The sequence below is a fragment of the Campylobacter concisus genome, assembly GCF_002913765.1.
GTDB classification, from domain to species: Bacteria; Campylobacterota; Campylobacteria; order Campylobacterales; family Campylobacteraceae; genus Campylobacter_A; species Campylobacter_A concisus_BB.
Genome location: NZ_PPCH01000022.1, coordinates 111354 through 137724, shown reverse-complemented (window position 1 = coordinate 137724; position 26371 = coordinate 111354). Strand labels below are relative to the sequence as shown.

23 protein-coding genes and 1 tRNA gene are annotated in these 26371 nt (G+C 41.6%); 5 read left to right on the top strand and 19 right to left on the bottom strand.

Features of this window, described 5'->3' with window-relative positions; genetic code table 11:
* The first annotated feature begins 114 nt into the window (after window positions 1–114).
* Complete coding sequence (locus tag CYO89_RS06445; RefSeq protein WP_103597646.1) at window positions 115–4812, top strand: hypothetical protein; 4698 nt, start codon at window positions 115–117, stop codon at window positions 4810–4812.
* A gap of 101 nt (window positions 4813–4913) precedes the next feature.
* On the opposite strand, the gene CYO89_RS06440 is transcribed toward CYO89_RS06445, so the two are convergent.
* From CYO89_RS06440 to murA, 15 genes are all read right to left on the bottom strand, one after another.
* Window positions 4914–5534, bottom strand: coding sequence for a thiamine phosphate synthase (locus CYO89_RS06440; RefSeq protein ID WP_258032543.1), 621 nt, complete (start codon window positions 5532–5534; stop codon window positions 4914–4916).
* Window positions 5521–6675 carry a 2-iminoacetate synthase ThiH gene (gene thiH, locus CYO89_RS06435; protein ID WP_103597642.1) on the bottom strand — a complete coding sequence of 385 codons (1155 nt, stop codon included), beginning with the start codon at window positions 6673–6675 and terminating at the stop codon, window positions 5521–5523. Before thiH ends, CYO89_RS06440 begins: the two co-directional genes overlap by 14 nt.
* Window positions 6675–7439, bottom strand: coding sequence for a thiazole synthase (locus CYO89_RS06430; protein ID WP_009293788.1), 765 nt, complete (start codon window positions 7437–7439; stop codon window positions 6675–6677). The genes thiH and CYO89_RS06430 overlap by 1 nt, the downstream gene beginning before the upstream one ends.
* On the bottom strand, window positions 7440–8291 hold the full coding sequence (thiF, locus tag CYO89_RS06425) for a sulfur carrier protein ThiS adenylyltransferase ThiF (protein WP_103597641.1): 852 nt from the start codon (window positions 8289–8291) through the stop codon (window positions 7440–7442).
* Between the two features lie 7 nt (window positions 8292–8298).
* Window positions 8299–8502, bottom strand: coding sequence for a sulfur carrier protein ThiS (gene thiS / locus CYO89_RS06420; RefSeq protein WP_103597639.1), 204 nt, complete (start codon window positions 8500–8502; stop codon window positions 8299–8301).
* Window positions 8502–9680 (bottom strand): pyridoxal phosphate-dependent aminotransferase, encoded by a 1179-nt coding sequence (locus CYO89_RS06415; protein WP_103597637.1) that lies wholly within the window; start codon window positions 9678–9680, stop codon window positions 8502–8504. Before CYO89_RS06415 ends, thiS begins: the two co-directional genes overlap by 1 nt.
* An 11-nt stretch (window positions 9681–9691) precedes the next feature.
* Entirely contained in the window at window positions 9692–11527 is a 1836-nt protein-coding gene (gene speA / locus CYO89_RS06410; protein ID WP_009293792.1) for a biosynthetic arginine decarboxylase, read from the bottom strand.
* Window positions 11524–12750 (bottom strand): histidine--tRNA ligase, encoded by a 1227-nt coding sequence (gene hisS / locus CYO89_RS06405; protein WP_103597635.1) that lies wholly within the window; start codon window positions 12748–12750, stop codon window positions 11524–11526. Before hisS ends, speA begins: the two co-directional genes overlap by 4 nt.
* Window positions 12751–12779: 29 nt before the next feature.
* Window positions 12780–13367 (bottom strand): dTMP kinase, encoded by a 588-nt coding sequence (tmk, locus tag CYO89_RS06400; protein ID WP_103575503.1) that lies wholly within the window; start codon window positions 13365–13367, stop codon window positions 12780–12782.
* A 1-nt stretch (window position 13368) separates the two neighbouring features.
* A complete protein-coding gene (coaD, locus tag CYO89_RS06395; RefSeq protein ID WP_012001782.1) occupies window positions 13369–13839 on the bottom strand; it encodes a pantetheine-phosphate adenylyltransferase in 471 nt (156 codons plus the stop codon).
* Complete coding sequence (locus CYO89_RS06390; protein WP_103597632.1) at window positions 13836–14387, bottom strand: UbiX family flavin prenyltransferase; 552 nt, start codon at window positions 14385–14387, stop codon at window positions 13836–13838. The genes coaD and CYO89_RS06390 overlap by 4 nt, the downstream gene beginning before the upstream one ends.
* Window positions 14384–15190, bottom strand: coding sequence for a flagellar basal body P-ring formation chaperone FlgA (gene flgA, locus CYO89_RS06385; RefSeq protein WP_103597631.1), 807 nt, complete (start codon window positions 15188–15190; stop codon window positions 14384–14386). Before flgA ends, CYO89_RS06390 begins: the two co-directional genes overlap by 4 nt.
* A gap of 65 nt (window positions 15191–15255) precedes the next feature.
* Window positions 15256–15330, bottom strand: a tRNA-Gly gene (locus CYO89_RS06380).
* 50 nt (window positions 15331–15380) lie between these two features.
* Window positions 15381–16541, bottom strand: coding sequence for a molybdopterin molybdotransferase MoeA (locus CYO89_RS06375; RefSeq protein WP_103597630.1), 1161 nt, complete (start codon window positions 16539–16541; stop codon window positions 15381–15383).
* Window positions 16542–16543: 2 nt separating this feature from the next.
* The gene (gene murA, locus CYO89_RS06370) at window positions 16544–17812 is read right to left on the bottom strand and encodes a UDP-N-acetylglucosamine 1-carboxyvinyltransferase (protein ID WP_103575507.1); all 1269 of its coding nucleotides are present in this window, start codon (window positions 17810–17812) and stop codon (window positions 16544–16546) included.
* A gap of 137 nt (window positions 17813–17949) precedes the next feature.
* Here murA and CYO89_RS06365 point away from each other — a divergent pair, with 137 nt between their 5' ends.
* Genes CYO89_RS06365 through CYO89_RS06350 form a run of 4 tightly spaced genes read left to right on the top strand, consistent with a single transcriptional unit; the run spans window position 17950 to window position 20482 of the window.
* Entirely contained in the window at window positions 17950–18630 is a 681-nt protein-coding gene (locus tag CYO89_RS06365) for an NlpC/P60 family protein (protein WP_103597628.1), read from the top strand.
* Complete coding sequence (locus CYO89_RS06360; protein ID WP_103597626.1) at window positions 18614–19189, top strand: rhomboid family intramembrane serine protease; 576 nt, start codon at window positions 18614–18616, stop codon at window positions 19187–19189. Before CYO89_RS06365 ends, CYO89_RS06360 begins: the two co-directional genes overlap by 17 nt.
* On the top strand, window positions 19176–19988 hold the full coding sequence (locus CYO89_RS06355; protein ID WP_103597624.1) for a ferritin-like domain-containing protein: 813 nt from the start codon (window positions 19176–19178) through the stop codon (window positions 19986–19988). Before CYO89_RS06360 ends, CYO89_RS06355 begins: the two co-directional genes overlap by 14 nt.
* On the top strand, window positions 19985–20482 hold the full coding sequence (locus CYO89_RS06350) for a SixA phosphatase family protein (RefSeq protein WP_103597622.1): 498 nt from the start codon (window positions 19985–19987) through the stop codon (window positions 20480–20482). The genes CYO89_RS06355 and CYO89_RS06350 overlap by 4 nt, the downstream gene beginning before the upstream one ends.
* Before the next feature lie 921 nt (window positions 20483–21403).
* On the opposite strand, the gene CYO89_RS06345 is transcribed toward CYO89_RS06350, so the two are convergent.
* From CYO89_RS06345 to CYO89_RS06330, 4 genes are read right to left on the bottom strand one after another with little or no spacing between them, the layout of a single operon-like run.
* On the bottom strand, window positions 21404–21892 hold the full coding sequence (locus tag CYO89_RS06345) for a flagellar protein (RefSeq protein WP_103597620.1): 489 nt from the start codon (window positions 21890–21892) through the stop codon (window positions 21404–21406).
* Window positions 21893–21896: 4 nt separating this feature from the next.
* Window positions 21897–23243, bottom strand: coding sequence for a TolC family protein (locus CYO89_RS06340; protein ID WP_103597618.1), 1347 nt, complete (start codon window positions 23241–23243; stop codon window positions 21897–21899).
* Window position 23244: 1 nt separating this feature from the next.
* A complete protein-coding gene (locus CYO89_RS06335) occupies window positions 23245–25173 on the bottom strand; it encodes a MacB family efflux pump subunit (protein ID WP_103597617.1) in 1929 nt (642 codons plus the stop codon).
* On the bottom strand, window positions 25174–26370 hold the full coding sequence (locus CYO89_RS06330) for an efflux RND transporter periplasmic adaptor subunit (protein WP_103597615.1): 1197 nt from the start codon (window positions 26368–26370) through the stop codon (window positions 25174–25176). It abuts the gene before it with no gap.
* Window position 26371: the final 1 nt, after the last annotated feature.

The window sequence follows — 26371 nt, the reverse complement described above, 5'->3', positions numbered from 1 at the left end:
CGACAAAATGACAATTTTTTATATAAAATCACTTTATTTATTTTGTAATACTTTTGGCTATAATCGCGTTAAAATTTAAATGGATGTATTAGTTATAAATTTAAAGGAAGAAAGATGCAAAGCGTTGGTGTCGTCGCAAAGATAAGTGGAAAAGTTTTTGTAAAACGAAACGGAAAGTTGATCTTGCTAAAGCAGGGCGACGAGATATTTTTAGGCGATGAGATCATCACGCAAAGCAGCAACGACACTATCGTTATAAATTTCGACCACGCTGCGCCTATCACGCTACTTGAACCACAAACTATCATCATCACAAAAGAGCTATCAAATGCAAAATTTGACGCCCAAGGCAATGAAGCGCAAGTAGAAGAGGACAAGAGAAGGATTTTTGGCGAGAGCGAAGAGTCTAGTAGCAAAAGTAGCGACGAAAGTGCTCAAGGCTCTAGCCACCACTCTTATGGCTCAAGCCATGGTAGCGACGCAGCAAGCATAAATGGATCAAATTTTGACACGCAAGGGCACATCTCAAACGTAGTTTGGTTTGACGGCGGTACGCTAGAGCTACCAGCTATCATCTCAAGCGAGCCAGCAATGCCAGTTAGTTCTATTAGCGGAGCAGCGCCAGTAGCGGCTGAGCAAAAAGAGAGTGCTCCAGCTATACCAGCGCCTAGCATTGCACTTTTAAAAGACCTTGATGGTGACGGCTATATCAATATCGCAGAAGCAGGCGGCGATCCTAATCACACAAGCATGGCTGTTGCTTTTAACAACGACTTCAAGCCAGGCGACAAAGTGACGCTAGAAGTTGTAAATAACGGCGTAAAAACCACGCTTTCTTACAAAGTAGATCCTGCAGGCACAAGCGTGATAAATGAAAACAATCCAAGCGAAATTTTACCTATCACGCCAAATGCAATAAATCCAGAACAAAAAGAATTTATCATCCCAAGCGTTGCTATAACGCCAAATGCCCCGTTTAATGTAAGCTCTAGCATCACACTAGCAAATGGTGCTAGCTCAGCTCCAGCAAAGGCGGCCGCGAGCGTTGATACTGTTACGCCAGCTCTTAGCTTTACAAAGGTGATTTTAGGAAAAGACCTAAACGGCGATGGCGTGATAGACGCTAGCGAAAATGGCTTTAATCCAGCCAGCAGTACACCAAGCGATGATGCGAAGATCGTTTTATCACCAAACATGAAAATAGGCGATAAGATAAAGCTTACTACCACCGATCCAGACGGCACTTTGCATGAAAAGACGCTTGTTAAAACATCTAGTGGCACGCTTGTAGATAAAGATAGTGGCGAGAGCTATCCGCTCACAAGTGAGAGCGGCGGAAATGTCGGCTTTAACGTGGCAAGCGCTGTTAAAATTTCATCATCAACGCCAACAAATTTAAATATCCAAATGATAAGCAAATCAGGCAACCCAGGTGCGACAGATACGATAACTATCGCAAATAATAACGATCCGATCGCCGTTTTTACCCTTGATGAGAACAAAGACGGCATTATAAATGCAGCCGAACTAGCTAAAAGTGGTGGCACGGCGTCGCTTATTGATATCTATGTGCCAAACAACGCCGCAGTTGGCGACAAGATCCGCATAAAGGTCGATGACCCAGCTAGCACACCAACAAGCGTCACAAAGACCTATACTATCGCACCTGACGGACTTACTGCCACGCTTGATGGAGGTAGCGAGACTATCTCTATCCAAAACGGCAAGATCACAGTTACTGACCCTACAAGTTCAACCGATCCAAGCAGAAAAAAGCTAAGCACGACGATCATTGACGGCACGACTGGAGCTACAAAAGCTTCAAGTGTGAGTGAAATTTCAAGCGATACGGTCGCACCTGTTAGATCTCCGCACGTGCAGTTTGCAAAAGATAGTGATAAAGACGGCGTGCTAACTAGTAAAGAGAGTGGCTTTAGCCCTGATGGTGCGAAAACCTCTATAAAGATGAAAATTCCAAACGACGCAAGAGATGGCGATAAATTTGAGATAGATATCGCAGGAAGCAACGGCAAAACAGATAAGATAACCATTAAAATTTCTCAAAACGCATCCGGCGCATATAGCGCCACAAGAGATGATGGCGTAGCTATCAATGTAAATAATGGCATCATAGAGACCACGACAAAACTTTATGGCGTTACGACAAATTTCACGACTACATTTACCGACAAAGCAGGCAACAAAGCAGACCCAGTCACAGACGAGATCACCGTAGATAACAGCATAAAGGTGCAGTTTGCAAGGGATAATGACGGAGACGGGCTAATTGATAGCATCACAACCCCTTCTGGCTCACCATCAACCCAAAGCGACCTTGATATCTACGTACCTAGCAACGCAAAACCAGGAAGCAATGTAAGCGTCACTATCTCAACTCCGACCATACCAGCTATAACTACAACGGTCAAATACACAATAAGCGACGATGGACTAACCGCCTTGCCAAGTGACGGCTCAGCACCACTTCCTATCGTGGATGGTAAATTTAGCATACCAAATGTCCCTATCTCGGTCGATCACTCTACACCTGTTAGAGCCACTATCACGACACCAAACGAGGTCACCACGACAGATGGTGTTCGCGGTAGACTCTTTGACTTTGGAATTTTAAGCTACATAGATGACGTCAAGCTTGCCACGCAGATAGATGGCGGAGCTATAAATATCGCTAAATACCTTAGGGTAGAGGACTATGAGAAGGTTATCCAGAAAAATAACTTTGATGATGAGACCAAAACCATAAAAGAGTACAACATCTCGCTTACTAACGACGAACAGCCAAATATTGTATTTGGCGTGGACCGCGACCCTGGCACAAAGCTTCGTTTAGCACTTGAGGATGATCATGGTAATACCAAAATTTTACCAAGCGGGCAAACATATATAGATCTAACAGTCGGCGCAGATAAACGTGTAAATATGGACTTTGAGGCCCTTGGTATAAAGCTAGATGAGAGATACTCAAACATAAGAGCGACCGTTTTAAAGAGTGATGGCACAAAGGATGATGACCTAATGGTTCATATAGACCTAGACGCCACCCCTGATGCGATCGGCACTCCAACAGCAACTTCGCATGTAACTAGCGTAGATATCTCAGGTAGTGTTGGCACCGATGCTAGCGGTAACAACACGCTAAATAAAAACACCATAAACAAAGTAGATCTTTACGATCTGCTAAATTCCGTCCATAAAAGCTCAGCCCTTGATGATACGCACAGCTACTCTGAAAATTTTGCTCTGCCAACAAACAGCACCGGAGCAAATTTCATGATAAAAAATGCCGACACCGCAGGAAATGTCTCTGTTAGCACGGTAACTTTTATCGGCAACAGCGGCCTTGATGCTGATATGTGGTTTTATAACTATGTAGATCCGTCATGGACGGCTAGAGTTGGTGGCAACTCCGGTGTTTATACACAGCGAGGTGGAAAGTCTATCTATAAGGACTATATCAAAATTTACTCTCCAAGCGCCTCTACTACATATGACGTTGTGCAGTTTGCCTCTGGGACGCACTACAAGACATTACGTGACCAAGGCAACATGCATGCAGAAGATCTAGCAAGAGTGGGTAGATATGGCAGTGATGCCTTATATGACGCATCTAACCCATACGCACCAAAGAAATTTAGAAACGGTGTAGATACGACTGCTGGTACAGGAGAAAATATAAGCTTTGCAAACGGCACATTAAAAGGAAAGCCTGGCAACTACACGCTTGGAGAGTCAAACCCTGTTGGCTCTGATCTTGTCATGAAAATGGATGGTTGGATATATGTAAATGCTCCTGGAACATACTCAGTAAGAGCAGCCGACCTACACAACTACGCAGAGCTTACCATAAATGGCAATACGCTAAAATTTGGAAGTGCAACAACATTTATACAACCATCCACAGAAGTATCATATGGCAAAAATGGTCAATGGTATAGCACTGATTATACTTTTAATAAGGCAGGTTTTTATAAATTTGATTTAGAGTATATGGACGGAACTGGCGAGATGAATTTATCTTTATACATAATGCCAAAAGCTAGTGCGCCAAATGGTCCTTATCCACTAGATGCTTTAGTGGGTTCAGAGCATAGCGGTACTCGCCTCTTTAGCAACAACTACGTTGAAGCGCTCATTCAAAATGATTTTATAAAAAAGATAGGCACTACAAATTCTTACGAGATAAACACTAGCAAATATAGCGAGGCAAATTTTGGCGACCCTGTATATCTAAAGCAAGAAGGTGACGTAAAGGGCGGCAACCTAGATGATGCTTTTGTTTATAGTAAGGGCAGGGCGATAGACGGCAAGGGCGGAGTAGATACGCTTATAGTGGTTGATGATGTGGATTTTTCAAATTTAGACAATGTTAAAAAGATAAATAACTTTGAAAAAGTACAACTTGGCAGTGCAGATCAGGCTGTTTCTATAAAATTTAGCCCAAATGGTATATTTGACATCGTAGATAGTAGAAATACAAGAGATGCGAGCAATAGCGCAGCCAGCGAGAGCGTAAATACCGTGCTAAAGGTTATAGGCGATAGTAAAGACCTGGTGCAGCTTACGCATGATTTTGTAAAAGCTACAAAAGCAGATATCACCACGCTAAATAATAAACATAGCGTTGTTGGCGACACTTATAACAAAGTAGATGTCACAAGCGATGGAGACGCGGTAAATCAAGTCTACAAAGCGACCTTTAATCGCCAAGAAACTATCAATGGAAGACTGATACCATCAACACACACTGTTTTTATCGAGATCCAAGACGGCGTGCAAGTTGATCTGTTGTAAAACTCATATTAGTTCTCGCAAGAGGAGCAAGAATAGTCTATAAATTTAATTTTATGTAGTTTTATATATAAACTAATATGTAAAATTTTATGCAAAAAGAGCTAAATTTGCTCGTTTTTGCTCTCTGCTATCTTTTTTATAAGCTCTATATCGCCGCTCATCGCTAGGCCCATAAAGCAAACGCCACTTGCACCAGCTTTTATGGCCTCTTTGTAGTTACCGCTGTCTAGTCCGCCAAGTGCGTAAATTTCTTTATCTAAGCTTTTTAGCTCACTTATAAAATTTAGCCCTTTTGGCTCTAAACCCGCCTTGCAAGAGGTGGCAAATATATGAGAAGCAACGAGGACGTCAGCGATAGAGGCTGAAATTTTAGCCTGCTCTAGGTCGTGAGCTGGGGCGTAAATTTTAGCTGTTTTTCTAAATTCTTCTAAAAAAACGCCGTGATTTTTAAAAAAATCAAGCTGCGCCGAAGTGAGCCAAAAGTCGCTCTTTAGCTTGCAAGCTACGTCAAAAAATTGATTAATGATAAATTTCTTGCGGTAGTTTTCACAAATTTGAGCTACAACCCTAGCAAGATCATAAAACCGAGCCTCGTCTAGCCCTTTTGCACGAAGTAAAATTTCATCCACGCCAGCCTTGCAAAGTAGCTGTATCCTCTTTAAAAAGTCATCGCCTTCATAGCTTTCAAAATCAGCCACGCAGAGAATTTTAAACATAGACATACTCGCTCATCAAGGGCTCTAGGCCGTTTGCTTTTATCATTGCTTTTATCTCATCCACGCTTCTGCTATCACTTATCTCAAACTGCTCGTCGCCCTTTTTCTCTTCGCCGTGAGCGCCGATGCTCACTTTTACTCCAGCGCTTATCTTATTTGCGGCGATCTTTACGGCGTTATCGCGAAATTTCGCCTTTTCTCTGGTTGAGATCGTTATGCTAGCTGTTGGCATGAAAATTCTATAAGTGCAGATCACTTGTAAAAGCTCGCGCTCGCCCACGTCGCGTGGATTGATGCGGTCGTTGTTGATGATAGGGCGAAGCCTTGGGCATGAAAATGCGATCTCAGCGTGCGGATACTTTTTTTGTACTAAGCTTGCGTGAAGTGCGGTCGCAAAGGCATCAAGTCTAAAGTCATCTATGCCAAGAAGTGCGGCAAAGCCAACTCCTCTCATGCCTCCAAGAAGCGCTCTCTCTTGCGCATTTAAGCGGTATGGGAATATTCTTTTGTTGCCGCCAAGGTGGATTTTCTCGTATTTTGTGGGATTGTAGGTCTCTTGAAAGACGGTCACGTAGTCTGTGCCACTTTTGTGAAGCAGGGCGTAGTCCTCAGAGTTTAGTGGGTAAATTTCAACCCCAACGACTTTAAAAAATTTCTTTGCCAAAGCGCAGGCGTTTGCGATGTAAGCAACACTTGAGTTGGTCTCGCTCTCGCCAGTTAGGATCAAAATTTCTTCTAAGCCACTCTTTGAAATTTCTCTTAGCTCCCTTGTGATCTCCTCGTCGCTTAGCTTTGCCCTTTTTATTTTATTGTTGGCGTTAAAGCCGCAATAAACGCAGAGGTTATCGCAGTAGTTTGCTATGTAAAGTGGGGTAAAAAGCGTGATGTTTGAGCCAAAATTTGCCCTTGTCTTTGCCTGAGCGAGCTGGGCTATTTGCTCTAAAAATGGCGCTGCAGCAGGCGAGAGTAGGGCTTTTAAATTTTCAAGTGAGCAGTGCTTTGCATTAAGAGCTGCTTTTACGTCTGCTTCGGTGTAAATTTCTGGCTTGTAGCTAGCACGCTCTTTTAAAATCTCATCCATAATGTCGCTGCCAACATCCTGCATGTGAGGTAGTAGCTGCATGTGATCAGTTCTTGTAAATTTCATCAGTCTAAAAATCCAGTGAGCGGAGATGAGGCGTTTGCGCTTTTGCTCTTTGCGCCAAGCCCTGCTAGATAGGCGTTGCGACCAGCGATGATCGCCTCTTTGAAGGCTCTTGCCATGAGCGGGATGTTTTTAGATGAGGCGATGGCTGTGTTTGCCATGATCGCAGCCGCTCCCATCTCCATAGCTTCGCACGCTTGTGAAGGCCTGCCGATGCCAGCATCTACGATGATCTGCGTATCAAGCTCGTTTATCAAAATTTCAATGATATCTTTAAAAACTAGTCCTTGGTTTGAGCCAATGGGTGCGGCTAGAGGCATTATGCAGCTAGCTCCTGCGCTTAGCATCGCTCTTGCGGCATTTAGGTCTGGAAACATATATGGCATTGGCACAAAGCCGTCATTTGCCAAGGCTTCGCACGCTTTTATGGTTTCAGCGTTGTCTGGAAAGAGAAATTTAGAGTCAGTTATAATCTCTATCTTAACAAGCTCGCCACACCCAAGCTCACGTGCGAGCTGGGCGATACGAACGGCCTCTTTGGCATTTCTGGCGCCACTGGTGTTTGGCAAAAGTGTCACGCCTTTTGGGATAAAGTCAAGTATATTTCGTTCTTTGCTCTCGTTTATGCGCCTAAGAGCAAGGGTTAAAATTTGCGCGCCAGCCTCGTTTACGGCTGAGTCGATGAGCTCGTGCGAGTACTTGCCAGAGCCAAGGATAAAGCGGCTTTGAAACTCCTTGCCGCCAAGGATCAAGCTATCACTTTGCACTTACGCCTCCAAGCCCATAAGTAGTCTAATGGCCAAATTTGCTTGGTGATTTGCGCAGATCGCAACGCGCGGTGCCATGAGCCCTTGACCGATCTTTGCCTCGTTTGTGAGGTCGCCGCAAAGATAGACATTTTTGGCAAATTTTATGGTTTTTATGAGATTTGAGCTAAAGTATCCCGCCATGCCAGAGGCGCCGATGATCTTTTTATCTTTTAGGCTGGCGCCCGCTTCGTTTAGTATCATCGCCTTGCCAGCGACGTTGTCAAAGGCTTCGCATAAAATTTCACACTCGCCAAAGACGCTAGCCACATTTTTTTCATCTAAAAATATATCGTGAGTTTCGACCTCGACAAAGGGATTGACGTCATTTATCAGCTCTTTAAGCGCCTGCGTCTTTTTTAAGCCGATGTGGCGGACGAAATACTGCTGGCGGTTTAGATTGCTTGGCTCAACGACGTCAAAGTCGGCAAGCACTAGCTTTTTTACGCCAACTCTAGCTAGGCTTAGCGCGATATTTGAGCCAAGACCGCCAAGTCCAGCTACGCCGATCACGGCTTTACTTAGGGCTAAATTTAGCTCAGGGCTGTTTCTTGAAGCGATCATCGAGCGTAAAACTTCACGCTCAGGCATCACGCCACGCCTTATAAATACGACGTTTGAGCCATCTTTTAGCTCGCTATCTTCTTTTATAGCAAAGCCATCAACGATAAAAATATCTGGCTTTGTCGCGTTAAATTTCTCTAAAAATTTATAAATTTCACTCTCTTTATCGCCAAGAGCGAGCTCTTTTAGCTCGCTAAGGTTTTTTACTGGCACCTTAAATTTTGCGCCATTAAGTACTATCTCTATCATTTTCTCCTCATCCACCGCCAACTAAAGTGACGATCTCATAAGCTTTGCCCTCGCTCATAAAGTGCTCACGCCAAAGCTTTTTTGGCAAAATTTCTCCGTCTCGCTCAAGGGCTATAAATTTAAGCTCATAGCCATTTTGAGCTAAAAAATCATAAACATTTATATCGTTTTCAAGCTCGAAATTTTTGCCATTTACACTAAATTTGATCATTAAATTTTGTAGCTTTTTACAAAATTTGCGATCCTATCGATCGCTTTTTTTATGCTCTCGATGTCTGTCGCAAAAGAAATTCTAAAATATCCCTCCATACCAAAGCCCACGCCTGGCACAGTCGCTACGTTCGCCTCTTCAAGCATCTTTTTGCAAAATCTAAGTGAGTCGCTATCTACATCTTTGCATTTTACAAATAGATAAAACGCGCCATCAGGCTTAACTACGCTTAGCCCAGGGATAGCGTTTATCATCTCAACTGCCACATCGCGTCTTCTTTCGTACTCTTTTCTCATGTTTTCGATATCTTCGTCAGTTTCGCCAAGAAGTGACGGGATAGCGCCTATTTGCACGATCGAGCTAATGTTGCTTGTGCTTTGGCTCTGAAGCTTTTTGATGCCAGCAATTAGCCAGTCCATCGAGCTTGCGATATAGCCAAATCTCCAGCCAGGCATCGCTCCACATTTGCTTAGTCCATTTATCGTGACCGTTCTTTTAAAAAGATCCTCACTCACTGAGGCTACGGCGTGAAATTTCTTGCCGTAGATCACTTTTTCATAAATTTCATCGCTTGTGATGATGATGTCAGTGCCCTTTAAAACCTCGCCAAATGCCGCGATCTCATCTTTTGTATATACAGCTCCAGTTGGATTTGTCGGGTGATTTAGCGAAAAGACTTTTGTTTTTGGTGTGATCGCTTTTTTTAGCTGCTCGGCTGTGACTTTGAAATTTGTGCTCTCGTCCGCCTCGATAAAGACAGGCACGCCGCCACAAAATTTAACGATCTCAGGGTAGCTCACCCAGTATGGAGATGGGATGATGACCTCGTCGCCTGGGTTGATAAGCGCTTGAAATACATTAAAAAGTGAGTGTTTTGCGCCGATGTTTGTGACGATTTGATTTGCTTTGTAGTCAAGTCCGTTATCTCTTTTTAGCTTTGCTCTAATGGCGTCAATGACCTCAGGCAGGCCCGGCACTGGCGTGTATTTGCCGCTTTTGCTATCGTTATCAAGTGCGTTTTTTACAGTTTCTCTTATCTTTTTTGGAGTCATAAAGTCAGGCTCACCAGCTGAAAGCGAGATCACGTCGATGCCAGCAGCCTTCATCTCTTTAGCTTTTGTACTGATCGCGATTGTGATTGATTCACTCAATGTTTGCATTCTGTTTGCTAGTTGCATTTTCGTCCTTTTTAGTTGATTGTCTTTAAGTAGCTATTGTCATTTAAAAATAGATAAAGTTCGCCCAAAATTTGCTTCTTTTGTGTTTCGTTTATCAGAGTTGATTTCTCTAAGCGTTCATTTAGAGTGTCTTGGATCTCGTAGATATCGTAGTCCATGTCCTCCATGATATCAAGGATCGACTGGCTCTCTAGTAAATTTGTGATCTTGTAGCCATCGCTTGTTATCTCCACGGTAGCTTCTGTTGGATGAGTAAAGAGGTTGTGCTTCATACCGATCACCTCTTGATATGCGCCAACTAGGAAAAATCCCAAGAAATAATCCTCCTTCTCCACATCCACGTCGTGCAAAAGCAGTGGGTTTTTCTCGTCATCATAGCTGATCTCGCCGTCGCTATCGCAAGTGATATCCCAGATCGAAGCTGGCAGAGTAGGGCGCTCATCGAGCCTGTCAAGTGGCATGATAGGGAAATTTTGTTTTAGTCCCCAAAAGTCTGGCAAGCTTTGAAAGATCGAGAAATTTAGCAGGTATCTCTCTTGAACCTCTTTTTGAATTTTGGTTAGATCGCTTGAGTTGCTCTTGTTGCCAAGCATCACGACAGCCTTTTTACTAATGAGCCTTAAAAGCACCTCGGCGTTTGATCTATCTTGTAGATCGACATAGCCTAGATCAAAGAGCGTGAGGATGCTCTCGGTGTGGTGGATGGCATCGTGCAGGTACTCTAGGGCGTTTGAAGGCTTGATTGACTTGTAAAGATCAACTAGCTCGGTTATTAAATTTGGATTGTTTTTCTTTAAATTTAGCTTCTCTTCGGTGTATTCTTGAGAAAATAACTCAAGCACAGGAGCGACCAAAAGTGCGTGAGAAGCGGCGATGTAGCGACCTGACTCTATAAAAATATCTGGCTCGATCTCCTTTTTTTGCTCGCTTATGGTTTTAAGCATATAAACAACGTCGTTTGCATATTCGTTTAGCGTGTAGTTTCTGCTGCTCTCCTCTTTAAACTGCGAGTACTCGATCGCAAGGCCGCCACCTAAATTTATAGCTTTTAAATTTGAGGCTCCCATTTTTCTAAGCTCAGCGTAGATGTTGCCAGCCTCGATGAGTGCTTTTTTGAGCGGATGGATCTCGCTTATTTGAGAGCCGATGTGAAAGTGTATCATTGTGAAGTTTTCAAGTAAATTTGCCTTTTTTAGCATCTTTACAGCTTCTATTAGCTCGGTTGATGTTAGGCCAAATTTAGAGTGTATGCCTCCACTTTTTGCCCAGAGCCCCGATCCTGTCGAGTGCAGTCTTACTCTAAGTCCGATCTTTGGTTTTGGTTTAAAACGCTCTTTTGCGATGGCGATTATCGCTTCAAGCTCGTTTAAGCCCTCGATCGTTAGCGTGATGTTATGCCCCATTTCAGCGGCGATAAAGCCTATATTTATCATCTCTTTATCTTTGAAGCCATTTACCGTTATAGGCGCTTTGTCGTTGTTATAAGCCATCGTTAAAAGTAACTCAGCCTTGCTACCAGCCTCAAGGCCGTAGTTATAGGGCTTGCCAAGGCGTACTAGGTTTTTTACAAAGCCTGGATATTGATTTACTTTAAGCGGGAAAACGGCGTTAAAGCTGCCTTTGTAGGCAAACTCTTTCTTTGCCTTTGCAAAGCTTGCGTGGATCTGCTCGATCTGCTTTTGGATAAGGTGCGGAAAGCGAAGCAGTAGCGGCCCTCTGTAGCCATCATCTCTTATCTCTTTTACGATGTCGATGATCGCTGGCTTGCTAGCTTCGTTTATGCAGACTTTGCCATCTTCTATCACAAAATTTGAATTGCCCCAAATGCTAAGTCCAAAATCATTCATCCCAGCTCCTTTTCAAGCTCATCTAAATTTATCGTTTTTTCATCTTTGGTCTCTAAATTTTTATACCAAATTTTATTCTCTTTCATCTCGTTTTCGCCCACGCAAAGGAAAATTTTTGCATTTTTATTGTCAGCATTTTGCAGATGTTTTTGAAGTTTTTTGGCTTCATAAGAAATTTCAACCTGATATTTTTTGCGAAGTTTTGAGCCAAGATTATAGATAAAATCAACATTCGCCGCATCAAGCGCGCAAAGATAAACTCCGTCTCGCTCATCCCTAGCTTCACCTAAAATTTCCATTATCCTCTCAACGCCCATCGCAAAACCAACGCCATAACTTGCTCTACCGCCAAGATACTCGACCAGCCTGTCGTATCTGCCTCCGCCTGCTACTGCACTTTGTGAGCCGATCTCGTTGCTGATAAACTCAAACGCCGTCTTGCAGTAGTAGTCCAGCCCACGAACGAGCTTGGTGTCTATCTCAAATTTAACGCCATTTGCCGTTAAAATTTCTTGCAGTTTTGCAAAATCAGCCTGCGCTTCATCGCTTAAGCTATCAGTGATAACTGGGGCGTTTTTATAAATTTCTTGGCAGCTTTCTATCTTACAGTCAAGCACGCGGATAGGGTTTAAAAGCTTGCGTCTTTTGCAGTCATCGCAAATTTTATCGTCATTTTCATCTAGAAATTTAACAAGTTTTTCTTTGTAAGACTTCATCGAGCTCTCGTCGCCAAGCGAGTTGATTTTTAGGGTTGTTTTTATATTTAGTCTATTAAAAATTTCGCTTACCATCAAGATAATGCTCGCATCCTCATAGACGCTGCCCTCGCCAAAGCACTCACAACCAAACTGGTGAAACTCCCTTAAGCGGCCCTTTTGTGGGCGCTCGTAGCGAAACATCGAGCCGTGATAAAAGCAGCGTTTTGTCACATTTGCCCTGTCAAGCTTTGCCTCGATAAAGGCTCTAACCACGCCAGCTGTGCCCTCAGGACGCAAGCAAACGTCGTTGCCGCCTTTGTCTTCAAACTGATACATCTCTTTGCCCACGATGTCGCTGCTCTCGCCGACACTTCTTTTAAAAAGCGCCGTCTCCTCGAGGTGCGGGGTCAAAATTTGCTCATATCCGTAGTTTTTTGCGACTTCCTCGCAGGTTTTTATTATCTGTGCGTAAAGTTTTGCGCGAGCTGGAAGCATATCTTTCATGCCACGAAGTGCCGTTATCATCGCATTATCCTTTTTATTTTTTTGTGATTTTACTTAAAATTTATAAAATTTTCTATCTCTTTTGAAATTAGCTCTATGCTTTTAGACGCGTCTATAAAAAGCGTTTCAAAGCCATTTTTGATGAGAATTTGCTTCATCAGGCTTTGCACTTTTAAAAGATACTCTAGCCCACGAGCCTCGATCTTATCGCTGGTGCCTCTATTTTTTAGACGAGAGCTTATTAGCTCATGACTTGCTTCAAAAAAGACTATCTTGTCTGCAAATTTATCATTTAGTGCAAATTTATTAAGTTCTAAAAGCACGTTTTCATCTAAGTTTTCATCATTTGCCAAAGCGTAGGCGATGCCAGAGATAAAGCCTCTGTCGCTTAAAATGAGCTTACCCAAATTTGGAGCAACTAGCTTTTCAAAATGCTCGGCTCTATCAGCTAAAAAGAGTAAAATTTCAGCTCTTTTGCCTATTTTTATGCTCGAGCTTAGTAAAATTTCTCGTAAATTTTCACCAAGCTTTGTGCCGCCTGGCTCTTTTGTGACGATGGCATCACTAAATTTAGAAGCTAAAATTTCTATCTGCGTGCTCTTGCCAACGCCGTCAATGCCTTCAAACAAAACATACATTTTACGCCTTTAAATTTTTTAGAATTTTTGCTGGCACTAGGTTGCTCACGTCGCCGTCGTGGCGCAAGACTGAGCGGACGATCGAGCTTGAGATGAAGGCGTTATTTAAGCTTGGCATAAGATAAACCGTCTCAAATTCGTCCCAGAGTGCAGCGTTTGCATAGCCGATTTGTAGCTCATACTCGAAGTCACTAACCGCGCGAAGGCCCCTGATGACGGTGTTTATGCCGTGAGATTTAGCAAAATCAACGAGTAAATTATCAAAACCAAGCACGCTTACATTTTTTAGCTCACAAACTGCCTCTTTTGCCATCTCGATGCGCTTTTCATGTGCGAACATCGGCTGTTTGCTATCACTTTTTGCAACTGCGACGATTACTTTGTCAAAAATTTTTGTAGCCCTTATGATAACGTCTAAATGCCCGTTTGTGATCGGATCAAAGGTCCCTGGATAGATGCAAGATTTTTTCAAATTTGCCACCTTTTGTAAAGATTATTTTCGATTTTTAAGGCATCAAGCCACTTGCCGATGATGAAATTTTCCATATCAAGAAGGCTCTTTATCTCTGCGTAGTAGCCTAAAACTGGGGGTGCGATGGTAGCTCCAAGAGATGAGAGTAGCTGCATCTGAGAAAGTGCGATAGTAGAAAATGGCATCTCTCTAACGCCCAAAACTAGCCCTTGTCTCTCTTTTAGTGCGACACTTGCAGCTCTTGTGATGAGCGTGTCGCTTATGCCGTTTGCAACTTTTGCTAGCGTGTTGGTAGAGCAGGGCGCTATGATCATAGCATCCGTGCCAAACGAGCCAGAAGCTGGGCCTGCGCTAATGTCTTGATCATCATAAATTTTCACGCCAAGATCATCTAAATTTAACTTTAAATTCTCTTCAGCCTCCAAGACTTTCATGGCATTTTTACTAACTATGACGTGCGCCTCACAGCTATCTTTGGCAACATTGATTAGCTTTAGAAAAAGCCCAGCTCCGCTTGCTCCGGTGGCTGCAAAAACTACTTTTTTCATCTTATAACTGCCTCGTCTTTACCTGAAACTGTGGCCTGTAAAATTTTATTTTCTTTTGTTCTTATCTTTATCATATCGCCTAAATTTCCATCCTCAAGCGCCTTTACTTCAGCGATTATCTTGACGCCACCCTCGCTTAAGACGGCGTTTAGCATTTGACCTTTTTTGACTAAACTAATGGCGTTAAACTGGCGTTTGGTTAAAATTTCTCCGCTTCTTATCTGCACTTTTGTAACAAGTGTTGAGGCACTAAGTCCAAAGAGTGCGTCGCGCGGCCATTTGCTAAACTCGATCATCGTTGGTTGGTAGTCAAGCAAGCTTAAAATGTGGTTTGTATTCATAGAATTTATAGCGATAAAAACTGGCATTTTAGCGTTAAAACTAAATTTAAAGTAAAGGCTCTTTAAGCTTAGATCAACATCCTCAAATGAGGCTCTAAAGACGCCTTTTTGGCTATTTTGATCGTTTAAAAATATATTTTTAAAAACCAAGTCTTTAAAATTTGCAGGAAGTTTATTTTGCGGACTGATACTAAGATCGCTCACGCTAATGCCTGGGTACTCGTCGCTGATCTCTCTTAAAAACTGCATCTGAATTTCATCCATGATAGAGCAGTTTTTCACAAAAGCCACGCTACCGCCGCTTTTGTCATTATATGTTTTAAAATTTGAAGTTAAAATTTCGTAGAGTCTTTTACTATCTATCTTGGCAGCTCTTTTGCCCTCTAAGTTTAAAATTTCATTATCTTCGCCCTCAAAGCCAAAAGTACTGAGTGAAATTTGATCATTTACGACACAATACATCGGATAGATGCTGACTTCATTTGCAAAAAGTTTTATGGAAAATAAAAAAATGAGTATAAAAAAGATGGAGCGGGAAACGAGATTCGAACTCGCGACCCCAACCTTGGCAAGGTTGTGCTCTACCCCTGAGCTATTCCCGCAATCAAAATGAAGTCCGCATTTTATCAGATTGTTTTTCATTTGTCAAGAATTATGGAAGTTTTATGAGTGAAATTTCGCTATTTTGTAAAATTTCACCTTGATCAGGGCTAGTTATCAACACAAAATCGCTCTTTAATATATGATTTATCATGCCTGAGCCATATTTTCCGCTGTCAGTTGCTATAAATTTGCCATCAGTTACATTGCCAAAAACCGCATTTGCTCTACCTGATTTTACCTTTAAATTTTCACTATTTATAGCTTTTTGCGTCACAAAGCACTCGCTTTTTAGAAGTGGCAAAACAAGCATCATCGTGCAAAGATAAGCAGCCATAGGGTTGCCAGGCAAGATAAAAACAAGCCTGCCATCTTTTTCGTAAGCCTTGCAAGGTCTGCCAGGTCTTATGTCAAGGTGCGAGAAAATTTCGTTGTATCCAAGCTCGCTTAGGGCTATCTTCATAAAGTCAGCCTCACCAGCGCTCGCTCCACCAGAGCAGATAACGATGTCGTAGTTTGCAGCGTTAAAAAATGCCTGTTTTACGGCATTTAACTCATCTTTTATGATGCCAAGATATGAGCTTTTTTGACCGATTGAGCTTAAAAGTGCGGTGATGCCAAGTGCGTTTGCATTGTAAATTTCATCCTCGCTAGCTCTTTGCCAAGGCTCGATGATTTCGTTGCCACTTGAGTAAATTCCAACACTAGGCTGCTTTTTCACATCTATAAAGCTTATACCCTGAGCTGCTAGCATCATCACGCTTCTTGTGTTTAAAATTTCGCCACTTTTTAGTAAAATTTCACCAACTTTTGTCTCTTCGCCTTTAAAGCGGTAAGCTTCGCCTTTTTTAAGCTTAGCTGGCGCTTTTACAAACTCGCCCTCAACGACGCAATCTTCAAACCTCATGACCGTGTCAGAGCCCTTTGGCATCTTAGCACCTGTCATTATCTTCACGCACTCGTTTTTGCCGATAGCTAGCTGCTCTTTATCGCCTGCAAAGGCACTTGCGATGATCTTATAAGGTTCATCTTTTTCATCAAATTTAACAGCAAAGCCATCAAGCGCTGAGTTATCAAAGCAGGGCAGGTCTTTGACCGCTATCACGTCATTTGTTAAAGTTTTGCCAAGAGCCTCGCTGATGGGTAAAATTTCACTCTCGTTTTTTGGTTTAAATTTAGCCCTTAAAGCCTCAAGTGCGTCATTTACTAGCATTTTTACTCCTCAAGCCTAACTATTTTTGCCCCAAGGCTTTTAAATTTTTCCTCCAGCCTCTCATAACCTCTATCAAGGTGGTAAATTCTATGCACCAAGCTCTCGCCATTTGCGATAAGAGCGGCTAGTATCAGCGCTGAGCTTGCTCTAAGGTCAGTTGCCATGACATCAGCTGCATTTAAAGTTGCAGGAGCATAAACGCTTGCGATGTGACCATTTAAGCGGATATCAGCGCCCATTCTAGCTAGCTCGCTAACGTGCATAAAGCGGTTTTCAAAAAGCCTCTCATCTATCGTGCTAACGCCATTTGCTGCAAGACAAAGCGCCATAAACTGAGCCTGCATATCGGTTGGAAAGCCTGGATACTCAGTCGTTCTTATCTCGACTGGCTTAATGGCTTTAGCTGGTAATATCGTGATCTTATCGCCGTCTATTTCGATGCCAAAGCCCATCTCTTCAAATTTATTTAAAATGGCTGTCATGTGCGCAGCATTTGCCTTTGTGACTGAAATTTTGCTATTTGTGATAGCTCCAGCACAAAGGTATGTGCCAGCCTCGATCCTATCAGGGATGACCTCGATATCGCAAATTTCAAGTAGTTTTTGACCGCTACCAGTGATCTTTAGCTCGCTTGTGCCTATGCCTTCGATCTTGACGCCGCTTTGAGCCAAAATTTCACAAATTTGCACCACTTCAGGCTCAAGCGCGACGTTAAAAAGCTCTGTCGTGCCGTGCGCAAGAGCTGCTGCCATGATGATGTTTTCGCTACCAGTTACAGTGATCTTGTCAAAAACTATCTTTGCACCTTTTAGTCCATTTGGTGCGGTTGCAACAACGTAGCCTTGCTTTATCTCGATATTTGCGCCCATTTTCTCAAGTGCGCTTAGGTGCAGATCTATTGGTCTTTGTCCGATCGCACAGCCTCCAGGAAGGCTCACCTCACAATGTCCAAAGCGCGCTAAAAGCGGACCAAGCGTCAAGATAGAAGCGCGCATCTTTCTAACGATATCGTAGTTTGCCGTGGTCGAATTTACACTGCTCGTGTCGATACTTAGTGAGTTTTCATCTTTAAATTCACACTTTGCTCCAAGATTAACTAGCAACTGGCAAAGCGTCTTTATGTCAGCGACATTTGGGATATTTGTTAAATTTATCTTATTTTTAGCAAGTAGGGTTAGGGCGATGATAGGTAGGGCGGCATTTTTGGCTCCGCTGATCTTTACTTCGCCGCTTAATTTGGCATTGCCTTCTATTTTTAGATAGTGCATCATTATTTTTGCCTTAAGAAAATATATTTTTTGCCGATTATATTGTTTTTAAACTTAGAGTAAAGAAAACAGGGCGCTATTTTCGCTTTATTTACATTTAAGAGTTAAAATTACGAAAATTAATTATTTTGGATAAAAATATGTTAAGTTTAATAAATAAAAGAATATTTTTTGCACTATGTGTTGTACTTTTTACAGGTTGTTCTTTCACCTCAAATGAGCCTAAAATCCCACAAAATGACTACAATCAAACCGCCTCTACAAATGGTGACTTTAGCAGACAAACTTCAAGTGAGCTTTTAGACGAAGATGACGGCAGAGCTGATAAAGAATTTGGTTCATTTTTTAAAAAATACTTAAACACTAGAGCAGGGGGTGACTGCTCAGGCTTTGTCTCTATCGTAAATGCAAAATATAAAAATATGTATTTTGATGAAAAAACTATCAATAACTACTACAGCAAGGGTGGCAGAAAGTCAAAAGCCATCTACAACTTCTATGAAAGCCAAAATTTGATCACTCATAAAAATCCCAAAAAAGGCGATCTTATCTTTTTTTCAAACACCCTTGGCAAAGGCATACAAAAAAATAAAGACAAGAAAAACGTCACTCACGTTGGCATCGTAACTGCCATACTCCCGGACGAGACGGTGAAATTTATCCACAACTCTGGCGGCAGGATCATCCACAGCTATATGAATTTAAAACAAAAAAACACACATCTAAAAGGCGATAAAGAGATAAATAGCTACGTTGTAAGGTGCTCAAACGCTAGCTGCCTAGCGGCAAACAGATTTGCTGGGTATGGCAAAGCTAAGTAGCCCAGCTACATTTGCGCTTATCCTTTTAAATTTAGCTGCATTTTTTAGCCTCACCTTTCTGCATTCGCGTGAGCTATGGCTCGCGCTTGGTTTAAATATCTATTTTTTAGAAAAACTCTATATATTTCAGCCCCTCACATCTATCTTTATACACGCAGGCGCAGGTCACTTGCTCATGAATATGATCTTTTTATATCAAGTTGGCACGATGAGCGAGCTATATCTTGGTACGAAGAAATTTATCATTTTTTATATCGTTGGCGGCGTTTTGACGCAAATTTTAAGCTTTATTTATATATATTTTGCATTTGAAAATGAGAAATTTATAAATTTAGTCGGTGCAAGCGGTGCTTTGTGTATGCTCTTTGGCATGCTGGCGACCTCGGTGCTTTACTCCGATAAAAAGGCGTGGTTTGGCTACTTTGCCATAGTTGTTGCCATGAGCTTTTTGCCACTACTTATGGGCATAAATGTCGCATGGTACGCGCACTTTATAGGCTGGGGCATTGGCTGTTTGTATGCTAAATTTTACTTAAAGAGAGCAGATGAGATTTTTTGATGAGATCTGGGACATTTTAAACGAGGGCGACGTGGAGCTTAAATTTTTAAAATTTGAGCTGTTTTACGAGAAATTTAGATCAAATTTGGATATTTGTTTTGATGAAATTTCTGCGCCAAATGAGCTAACTATCCCGAGCTACGCTAAATTTTGCGACGTCGTTAGCATGAAAGAGCTAAACAAAAAGGTAAAGCCAAAAGATAAAAACCTAAATTTCATCCACTCAGTCGCTCACATCGAATTTAGCGCTATCGACATCGCGCTTGATGCTTGTTATAGATTTAGAGGGCTGCCAAGGGAGTTTTACGAGGACTGGCTGGAGGTGGCTGAGGATGAGATCAGGCACTTTTGCATGATAGAAAATTTACTCACAAAACAAGGCGGCAGATACGGCGAGCTAAGCGTGCATGACGGCCTTTTTATCGCACTTCAAAAGACTTCAGATAGGCTCACTAGCCGCATGGCGCTACTGCCAAGATATATGGAGGCAAACGGGCTTGATGCAAACGCTCACATCATCAAAAGGCTAGAAGCTGAGGGCGGGCAAGAAGAGCTCATAGAGTGCCTAAAAGTCATCTTAAAAGAGGAAGTCTCTCACGTTTATAAGGGCGATAAGTGGTTTAAATTTGCCTGCAAAAAAGAGGGCGTCGATGAGAAAAGCTACTTTGACATCATCTTAAATTTATATCCAAATTCATTTAAAAGCATTAGAGAGATCAACGAAAAGGACCGCTTAAAGGCTGGATTTAGCAATGAAGAGCTTAGTTGGATAAAGAATTTCTCAAAGGAGAGATCATGAGCAAAATTTACTTCATAAGGCACGCAAAAGCAGTCGATGAGAACAAAGACGGCGCAAAAGACGCTTCAAGGGAGCTTAGCCCAAAAGGAAAAGAAGACGCTAAATTTATGGCTAGCAGGCTAAAAATGTATGATGTGATGCCAGGAGCTATCTTTTCAAGTAGCGCTAAAAGAAGCGAGCAAACAGCAAAAATCATCGCTAAAACTTTAAAATTTAAAGAAAAATCCATAGAGATAAAAGACGAGCTTTACGACATAAGCTTTGAGGATCTGTTGGAATTTGTAAGAAATTTGGATAAAAATTTAGATGAAATTTTCATCATCACACACAATCCTAGCATAACTGAAATTTGCGAATACCTAAGTGACTCATCGATCGATAATATCCCAACTTCAGGCATTTTTTGTATAGAGTTTGAGTGTAAATTTAAAGAGCTAAAAGAGGGCAGTGCAAAAGCTCTGTTTTTTGACCACCCAAAGAAACATCAAAGATAAGTTTTATTAAAAATCCGCAAATTTATTCATTGCAATTTGACAGGCGCAAAGGATATCTACTTATTTTATTTTTCAAATGCAAGTTTTGCTTTTGAATCAAAAAACATTTTCTACTCAAATTTTAAAATTTATCACTCCAGTTTTGAAAATTTAACCATTTCAAGTTCAAACCATCAAGCATAAAAGCAAATTTAAAATCAACCATAATTGCATTGCCAAAATATGACAAAAGGTAAAATGCAAGGTATTTTATATATTTTGTATTGAAAACTGTAATTTTCAAATTGATATTTTAAAATCTTTATTCTGCACTTTTACAAGTTTTAAATGGCTAGATTTGGCTATGTTTTGCATTTTATCTTTTGTGTGATCTAAATTTATCCATTAAATTTGGCGTAAAAATATTTGTAAGAAAATTAGTTAAATTTTACACTTTTCAAAAATTGTAAAATTTGCATCTACCTTATATATATAACTTAAAATTTGATCTACCCCTATTTTGAAAATGTGAGCAAGAGCTATCTTTGGAGTTTGTGGTTCTTGCTTTTAAACGCAGAGCACCGACCTTGCAAAAGCGGCGATAAATATAAATAAAGCGCTCGCTCAAGCTGGTGTTTTTGGATGTAAATTTAATCCAAAGCGAGTGTTTTTTAAAAGCTGATAAGACAATCTTATACGTGTTAAATTAAGAGTAGTATAGAATAGAATAAATGCGTGATATCTTTTTTTGTGCGCCAAATATTGGTCTTGTGCGTTAAATTTTGGAGCAAAGAGTTAAATTTGATATTAGCGCAACTACAAAACCAAAATTTACGTAAAATTTTAAAGTTGAGTGATCTTGTGTGCTAAATTTAAGATCTAGTAGTTAAATTTGTTATGAAAACACGCATGAAAACTATTTTTCAAGCTAAAGTGCGTTAATTAAATTTTATCGTCAAAAAGTGTGCGGATATCTAGTGTGTAGTTTTTAGGCATAAATATAGGTGAGTCTAAAATTTCAAGCAAGTCATCATCAAACGAGAGAAATTCCACTACTCTTTTTGGCTTTCCGGCGGTTTTTATTCTCATATCGGCTAGGCGTACTACCTTTATGATCTGCATTTTATCTGCCGTCCATTCAGAAAAAGCTAGAAATTTAGAGTCGCCTGAAAACAAAAAGCAAGCTGTTGCTCTCTCGCTAAGTAAAATTTGGTGGGCGATGTAATCTTTAACTAAATTTTTATCCATTGATGACGTTTTTACGTGGTTTGAAAATTCATTTTTTAAATTTATATAGTGCTCACTATTTACAAAAAGCCTTAGCTCGCCAAGGGTTGGAGCGCCCATAGCGACCTCACAACCTTCAAATTTGGCACTAAATTTGCCATCCTTGCTGCATGCATTTGCCTCGTAGTCCCAAGCTGAGCTCATAAATTTACCTATTAAATTTGCCCGCCATGGCTTTGTAGATATTTAGCTCATCTTGTAAAAGCGTGTATTTTGCTTTTAGTAGCCCTATTTTGGCTTCTAGCTCGCTGTTTTTAGCCTCCAAAAACTCTTTTAGCTCGACCTTGCCGTAGGAGTATTTTAGCTCGTAAATTTTTGAAATTTCTTCGTAGTTTTTTATCTGCTCTTGGTAGTTTGCAAGTAGTGCTTCGTCGGACAAATAGCCTTTGTAAAATGTGTCTATCTCGTTTAGCGCACTATTTAGAGTGCTTATGTAGTTTAGCTTTGCAAGCTCGAAATTTGCCTCGCTAACCTTTAAATTTGACTTTAGCTTAGCATAGTTTAAAAATGGTAAATTCAGAGCAATGTTGCCATTTAGAAATTTAAGGTTAAAGACTTCCTCTTTTTTGTCGGTGCTGCTTTTGAGGCTGGCTCCTAGCGTGATGCTTGGATAAAACTCTTTTTGGCTCGCTTTGTAGTTTAAGATGCCCTCTTCTATGCGGTAAATGGCCGCTTTTAGATCAGGTCGGTTTGCTATGGCGCTTGTTGGCACATCTAGATCAACGCCCACTCTTTTAACGGGACTTAGCGTGAGGCCATCAAATTTAAGCTCAAATTCTGGCCTCTCATTTAGTAAAATCCTAAGCGTTTTTTTAGCACTCACAAGCTCTTTTTTGGCACTTTCTATCTTATTTTGAGCGCTTAAAAGCTGTGAGTTTATCTGTTTTAGGCTTAGCGCCTCCTCTTTGCCAAGCTTAAATTTAAGCCCAACTATCTCATTTAACTTGTTATAAATTTCTAAAATTTGCTCATAGGTTTTTATGCTCTCGTTTAAATATAAAATTTGAAAATAAGCATCTGCTACTGAGTTTATCACGCTTAGCTTGCTAGCCTCCAGATCAAATTTAGTAGCATCCGCTTCAAACATCGCTGCGTCTTTGCTGTTTGCTAGCTTTTGCCAAAGATCAAGCTCATAGCTAAGCCCTATGCTTGAGCCAAAACTTCTAGTGACCGCACCGCCCTCTTTTATATTTTTGCTGCTTGTTGCCTCGATGCCAGCATTAAAGCTAGGGATCAAATTTGCCTGCAAAACGCCAGCTTGAGCGAGTGCTTTATTTACATTTATCGCAGCTTTTGCAAGGTCGGTGTTGTTTTTAAGTGCAAGTGCTACAAGCTCATCAAGGTAGCTTTGCTCATACTGCTTCCACCAAGAAGTGTCTAAATTTAGCTCACTACTGGCATTATCTTCAAGTAAAATTTGCTTGTAGTTTTCATCTATATTTTTAACAGCGCAGCCGCTTAAAACGAGCACTAAAGCTAGGCTTAGAAATTTCATATTACTCCCTTGAAAGCGCATCTATTGGGTTTAGTTTTGAGGCGTTTTTGGCAGGCATGTAGCCAAAGATGATGCCAATAGCCATCGATGTGACAAGTGCAAGCACGATCGAGCCGTTTGAAAAGATCATGCTAAAGCCGTTTAAAAAGTTGTTAAAGATGTAGCCAATAGCGCAGGATAGGACGATGCCGATGGCTCCGCCAATTAGGCAAAGTAACACCGCCTCTATCAAAAACTGCTGCAAAATGTTGCTCTGTCTGGCTCCGATCGCCATTTTTATGCCTATCTCTTTGGTGCGCTCGGTGACTGAGACTAGCATGATGTTCATGACGCCTATGCCCCCAACTACGAGCGAGACGACGGCGATGCTTGAGATGAGAAGGCGCATTGTTGAGATGGTCTCTTCGATCGTTTGCTTGATGCTGTCTGAGTTTCTTGTAAAAAAGTCTTTTTTGCCGTGCTTGATCTCTAAAAGCTCAGTTAGTGTTTTTTCGGCGATTTGCGCATTGACGCCCTCATTTACTTTGGCGGTGATCGAGCTTATAAATTTATCCCCTGTGACCTTGTTTAGCACGGTCGTGTACGGGGCGTAAATTTTAAGCGTGCTTGAATCTCCCATCTTAAAATCATCCTTTTGCAAAACGCCGATAATGCGAAGTGGCTTTTTGTTAAAAAGTATGATCTTGCCGATAGGATCATCATTTTTAAAGATGCTATTTTTGGTGTTTTGATCGATTAGTGCGACTGAAGCGGAGTTTAAAACCTCGTCATCATCGTAAATTCTGCCCTCTTCTAGCTTTAGCCCATTTACGTCAAAGCTCCCTACTCCACCGCCTTTTAGGCTCGCACTTAGCGAGATATTTTCATAGGTTAGCACGCCTGAAGTGCTTGTATTTGGCGTGACTGAGTCTAAAAAGGACTGCTTAGCAAGCATATTTGCATCGCTTATGGAGAGCGTTTTGACCTTGCCTGAGAGCATATCGCCAAAGCCTTTACCAGGCATGATGTCGATCGTGTTTGTGCCGATCTTTCTGATACCAGCTAAAATTTGCTCCTGCGAGCCCTTGCCAAGGGCAACGACGCTAATAACCGCGGTGATACCTATAATAATGCCAAGCATCGTTAAAAGCGATCTTAGTTTGTGCGCCAACATCGCATTTACCGACATTTTAAAGCTCTCTATGAGCTGGTCTTTATAGTAGGTAAATTTACTCTTTTCTGGCTGGGTTTGCTTGCTGGCTTCATAAATTTTGCCATTTTTGACATTGTCACTTACGATGTTGCCATCTTTTATCTCTATCACCCTACTCGCATACTCTGCGATCTTTGGGTCGTGCGTAACGATGATGATGGTGTGGCCTTTTTTGTAAAGATCAACTAAAATTTCCATCACCCTTAACCCGCTTTTGCTATCAAGCGCGCCTGTTGGCTCGTCTGCTAAGATGATCTCGCCGCCATTCATCAGCGCCCTTGCTATGGAGACCCTTTGCTGTTGTCCGCCTGAAAGTTTGTTTGGTAAATTTTTCGCCTTTTCGCTAAGACCAAGTGAGCCAAGAAGCTCATTAGCTCTTTTTTCTCGCTCGCTCTTGTTTGCCCCTGCGTAGATGCTAGGCAGTGCTACGTTTTCAAGGGCGTTCATCGTGCTAAGCAGGTTATATCTTTGAAAGATAAATCCAAATTTATCTCGCCTAAGTTTAGCAAGTGCGTCGCTATCAAATTTTGATATATCTTTGCCATCAAGCAGGTACTGCCCGCCACTTGGGCTGTCTAAGCAGCCAAGGATGTTCATCAGGGTTGATTTGCCAGAGCCAGACTGACCGATGATGGCTATAAACTCGCCCTTTTTTATCTCTAAATTTATGCCATGCAGGATCTCTATATCATTGTCACCTAGCTTAAAGCTTTTAGTGATGTTTTTTAGGCTTATCACTTAAAACTTCTTATGTTCTTTTGCGATCATCTTAGCGATCTCGCTTGATGAGCCTTGAGATGTGATGATCTCATCGCCCTCGTTTATGCCGCTGATGATCTGCGTATCGAGGTTGTCTTTTATGCCAGTTTTGACCGCTGTTTTTACTGGCTTGCCATCTTTTAGCACATAGACAAAAGTGCTATTTTCATCCTTTTTGATGCCGATGCTTGGCACGATGATGGCGTCCTCGACGTTTGCTATTAAAAGCTCGTTTTGCGTGGTCATACCTATTCTTAAAATTCCATCTTTGTTATCAACGATACTTTGCGCGTAGTAATAAACCGCCGAGCTGCTGCTAGAGCTACTTGAGTATGAAGACTTACTGCTACTACTTGAGCCGTAGCTGCCATCACTTAGTGTGGTGAGCCCTGGGTCGATCGAGCTAACAGTCGTTTGAAATTTCTTCGTTGGCTCAGAGAGGATCGAGTACTCAACTGGCGTGCCGACTTTGATCTTTGTGATGTCGCCCTCTGCTATTTGCATCTTCATCTTTACATGGCTAAGATCAGCGATATTTACGATAGTTGGCGTAGTTTGGTTGGCATTTACAGTCTGGCCCTCCTCAACCTGCACGCTTACAACGGTGCCATCTCTTGGAGCTGTGATCTTTGTGTAGCCTAAATTTATCTTAGCCGTGCTTAGCTCGATATTTGTCTGCTTGATCTGCGCTTCAAGCTCTTTTATCTTTGCGCTATTTGCACTATATGTGTTTTTTGCACTTTCAAATTCTTGCTTTGAAGTGGCGTTTTTGGCAAATAGTGCATTTTCTCTATCAAACTGCGTTTTAGCGATATTTAGAGCCACTTTTGCGCTTTCTAGCTGGGCTTTGTAGATGGCAAGCTGTGCTTCTTTATTGTCTATGCTATTTTGCTGGGTCGAGCTATCGATGCTTGCGATCATATCGCCTTTTTTTACCTGATCTCCAAGCTTAACATATAGCTTTTTTATCTGACCACTCACCTGAGCTCCCACGTCGATTAGCTCGGTGGCGAAAATTTCTCCAGTTGCATCGACCTTTTTGCTAAATGAGCCCTTCTTTGCCTTTTTGGTGATAAACTCCACCTTTTCATCTTTTATATTGAAAAATTTATCATAGACGAAGTATCCACCGACGCCTAAAATAAGTAGGATTATTAAAATTTTAGTTTTTTTCATC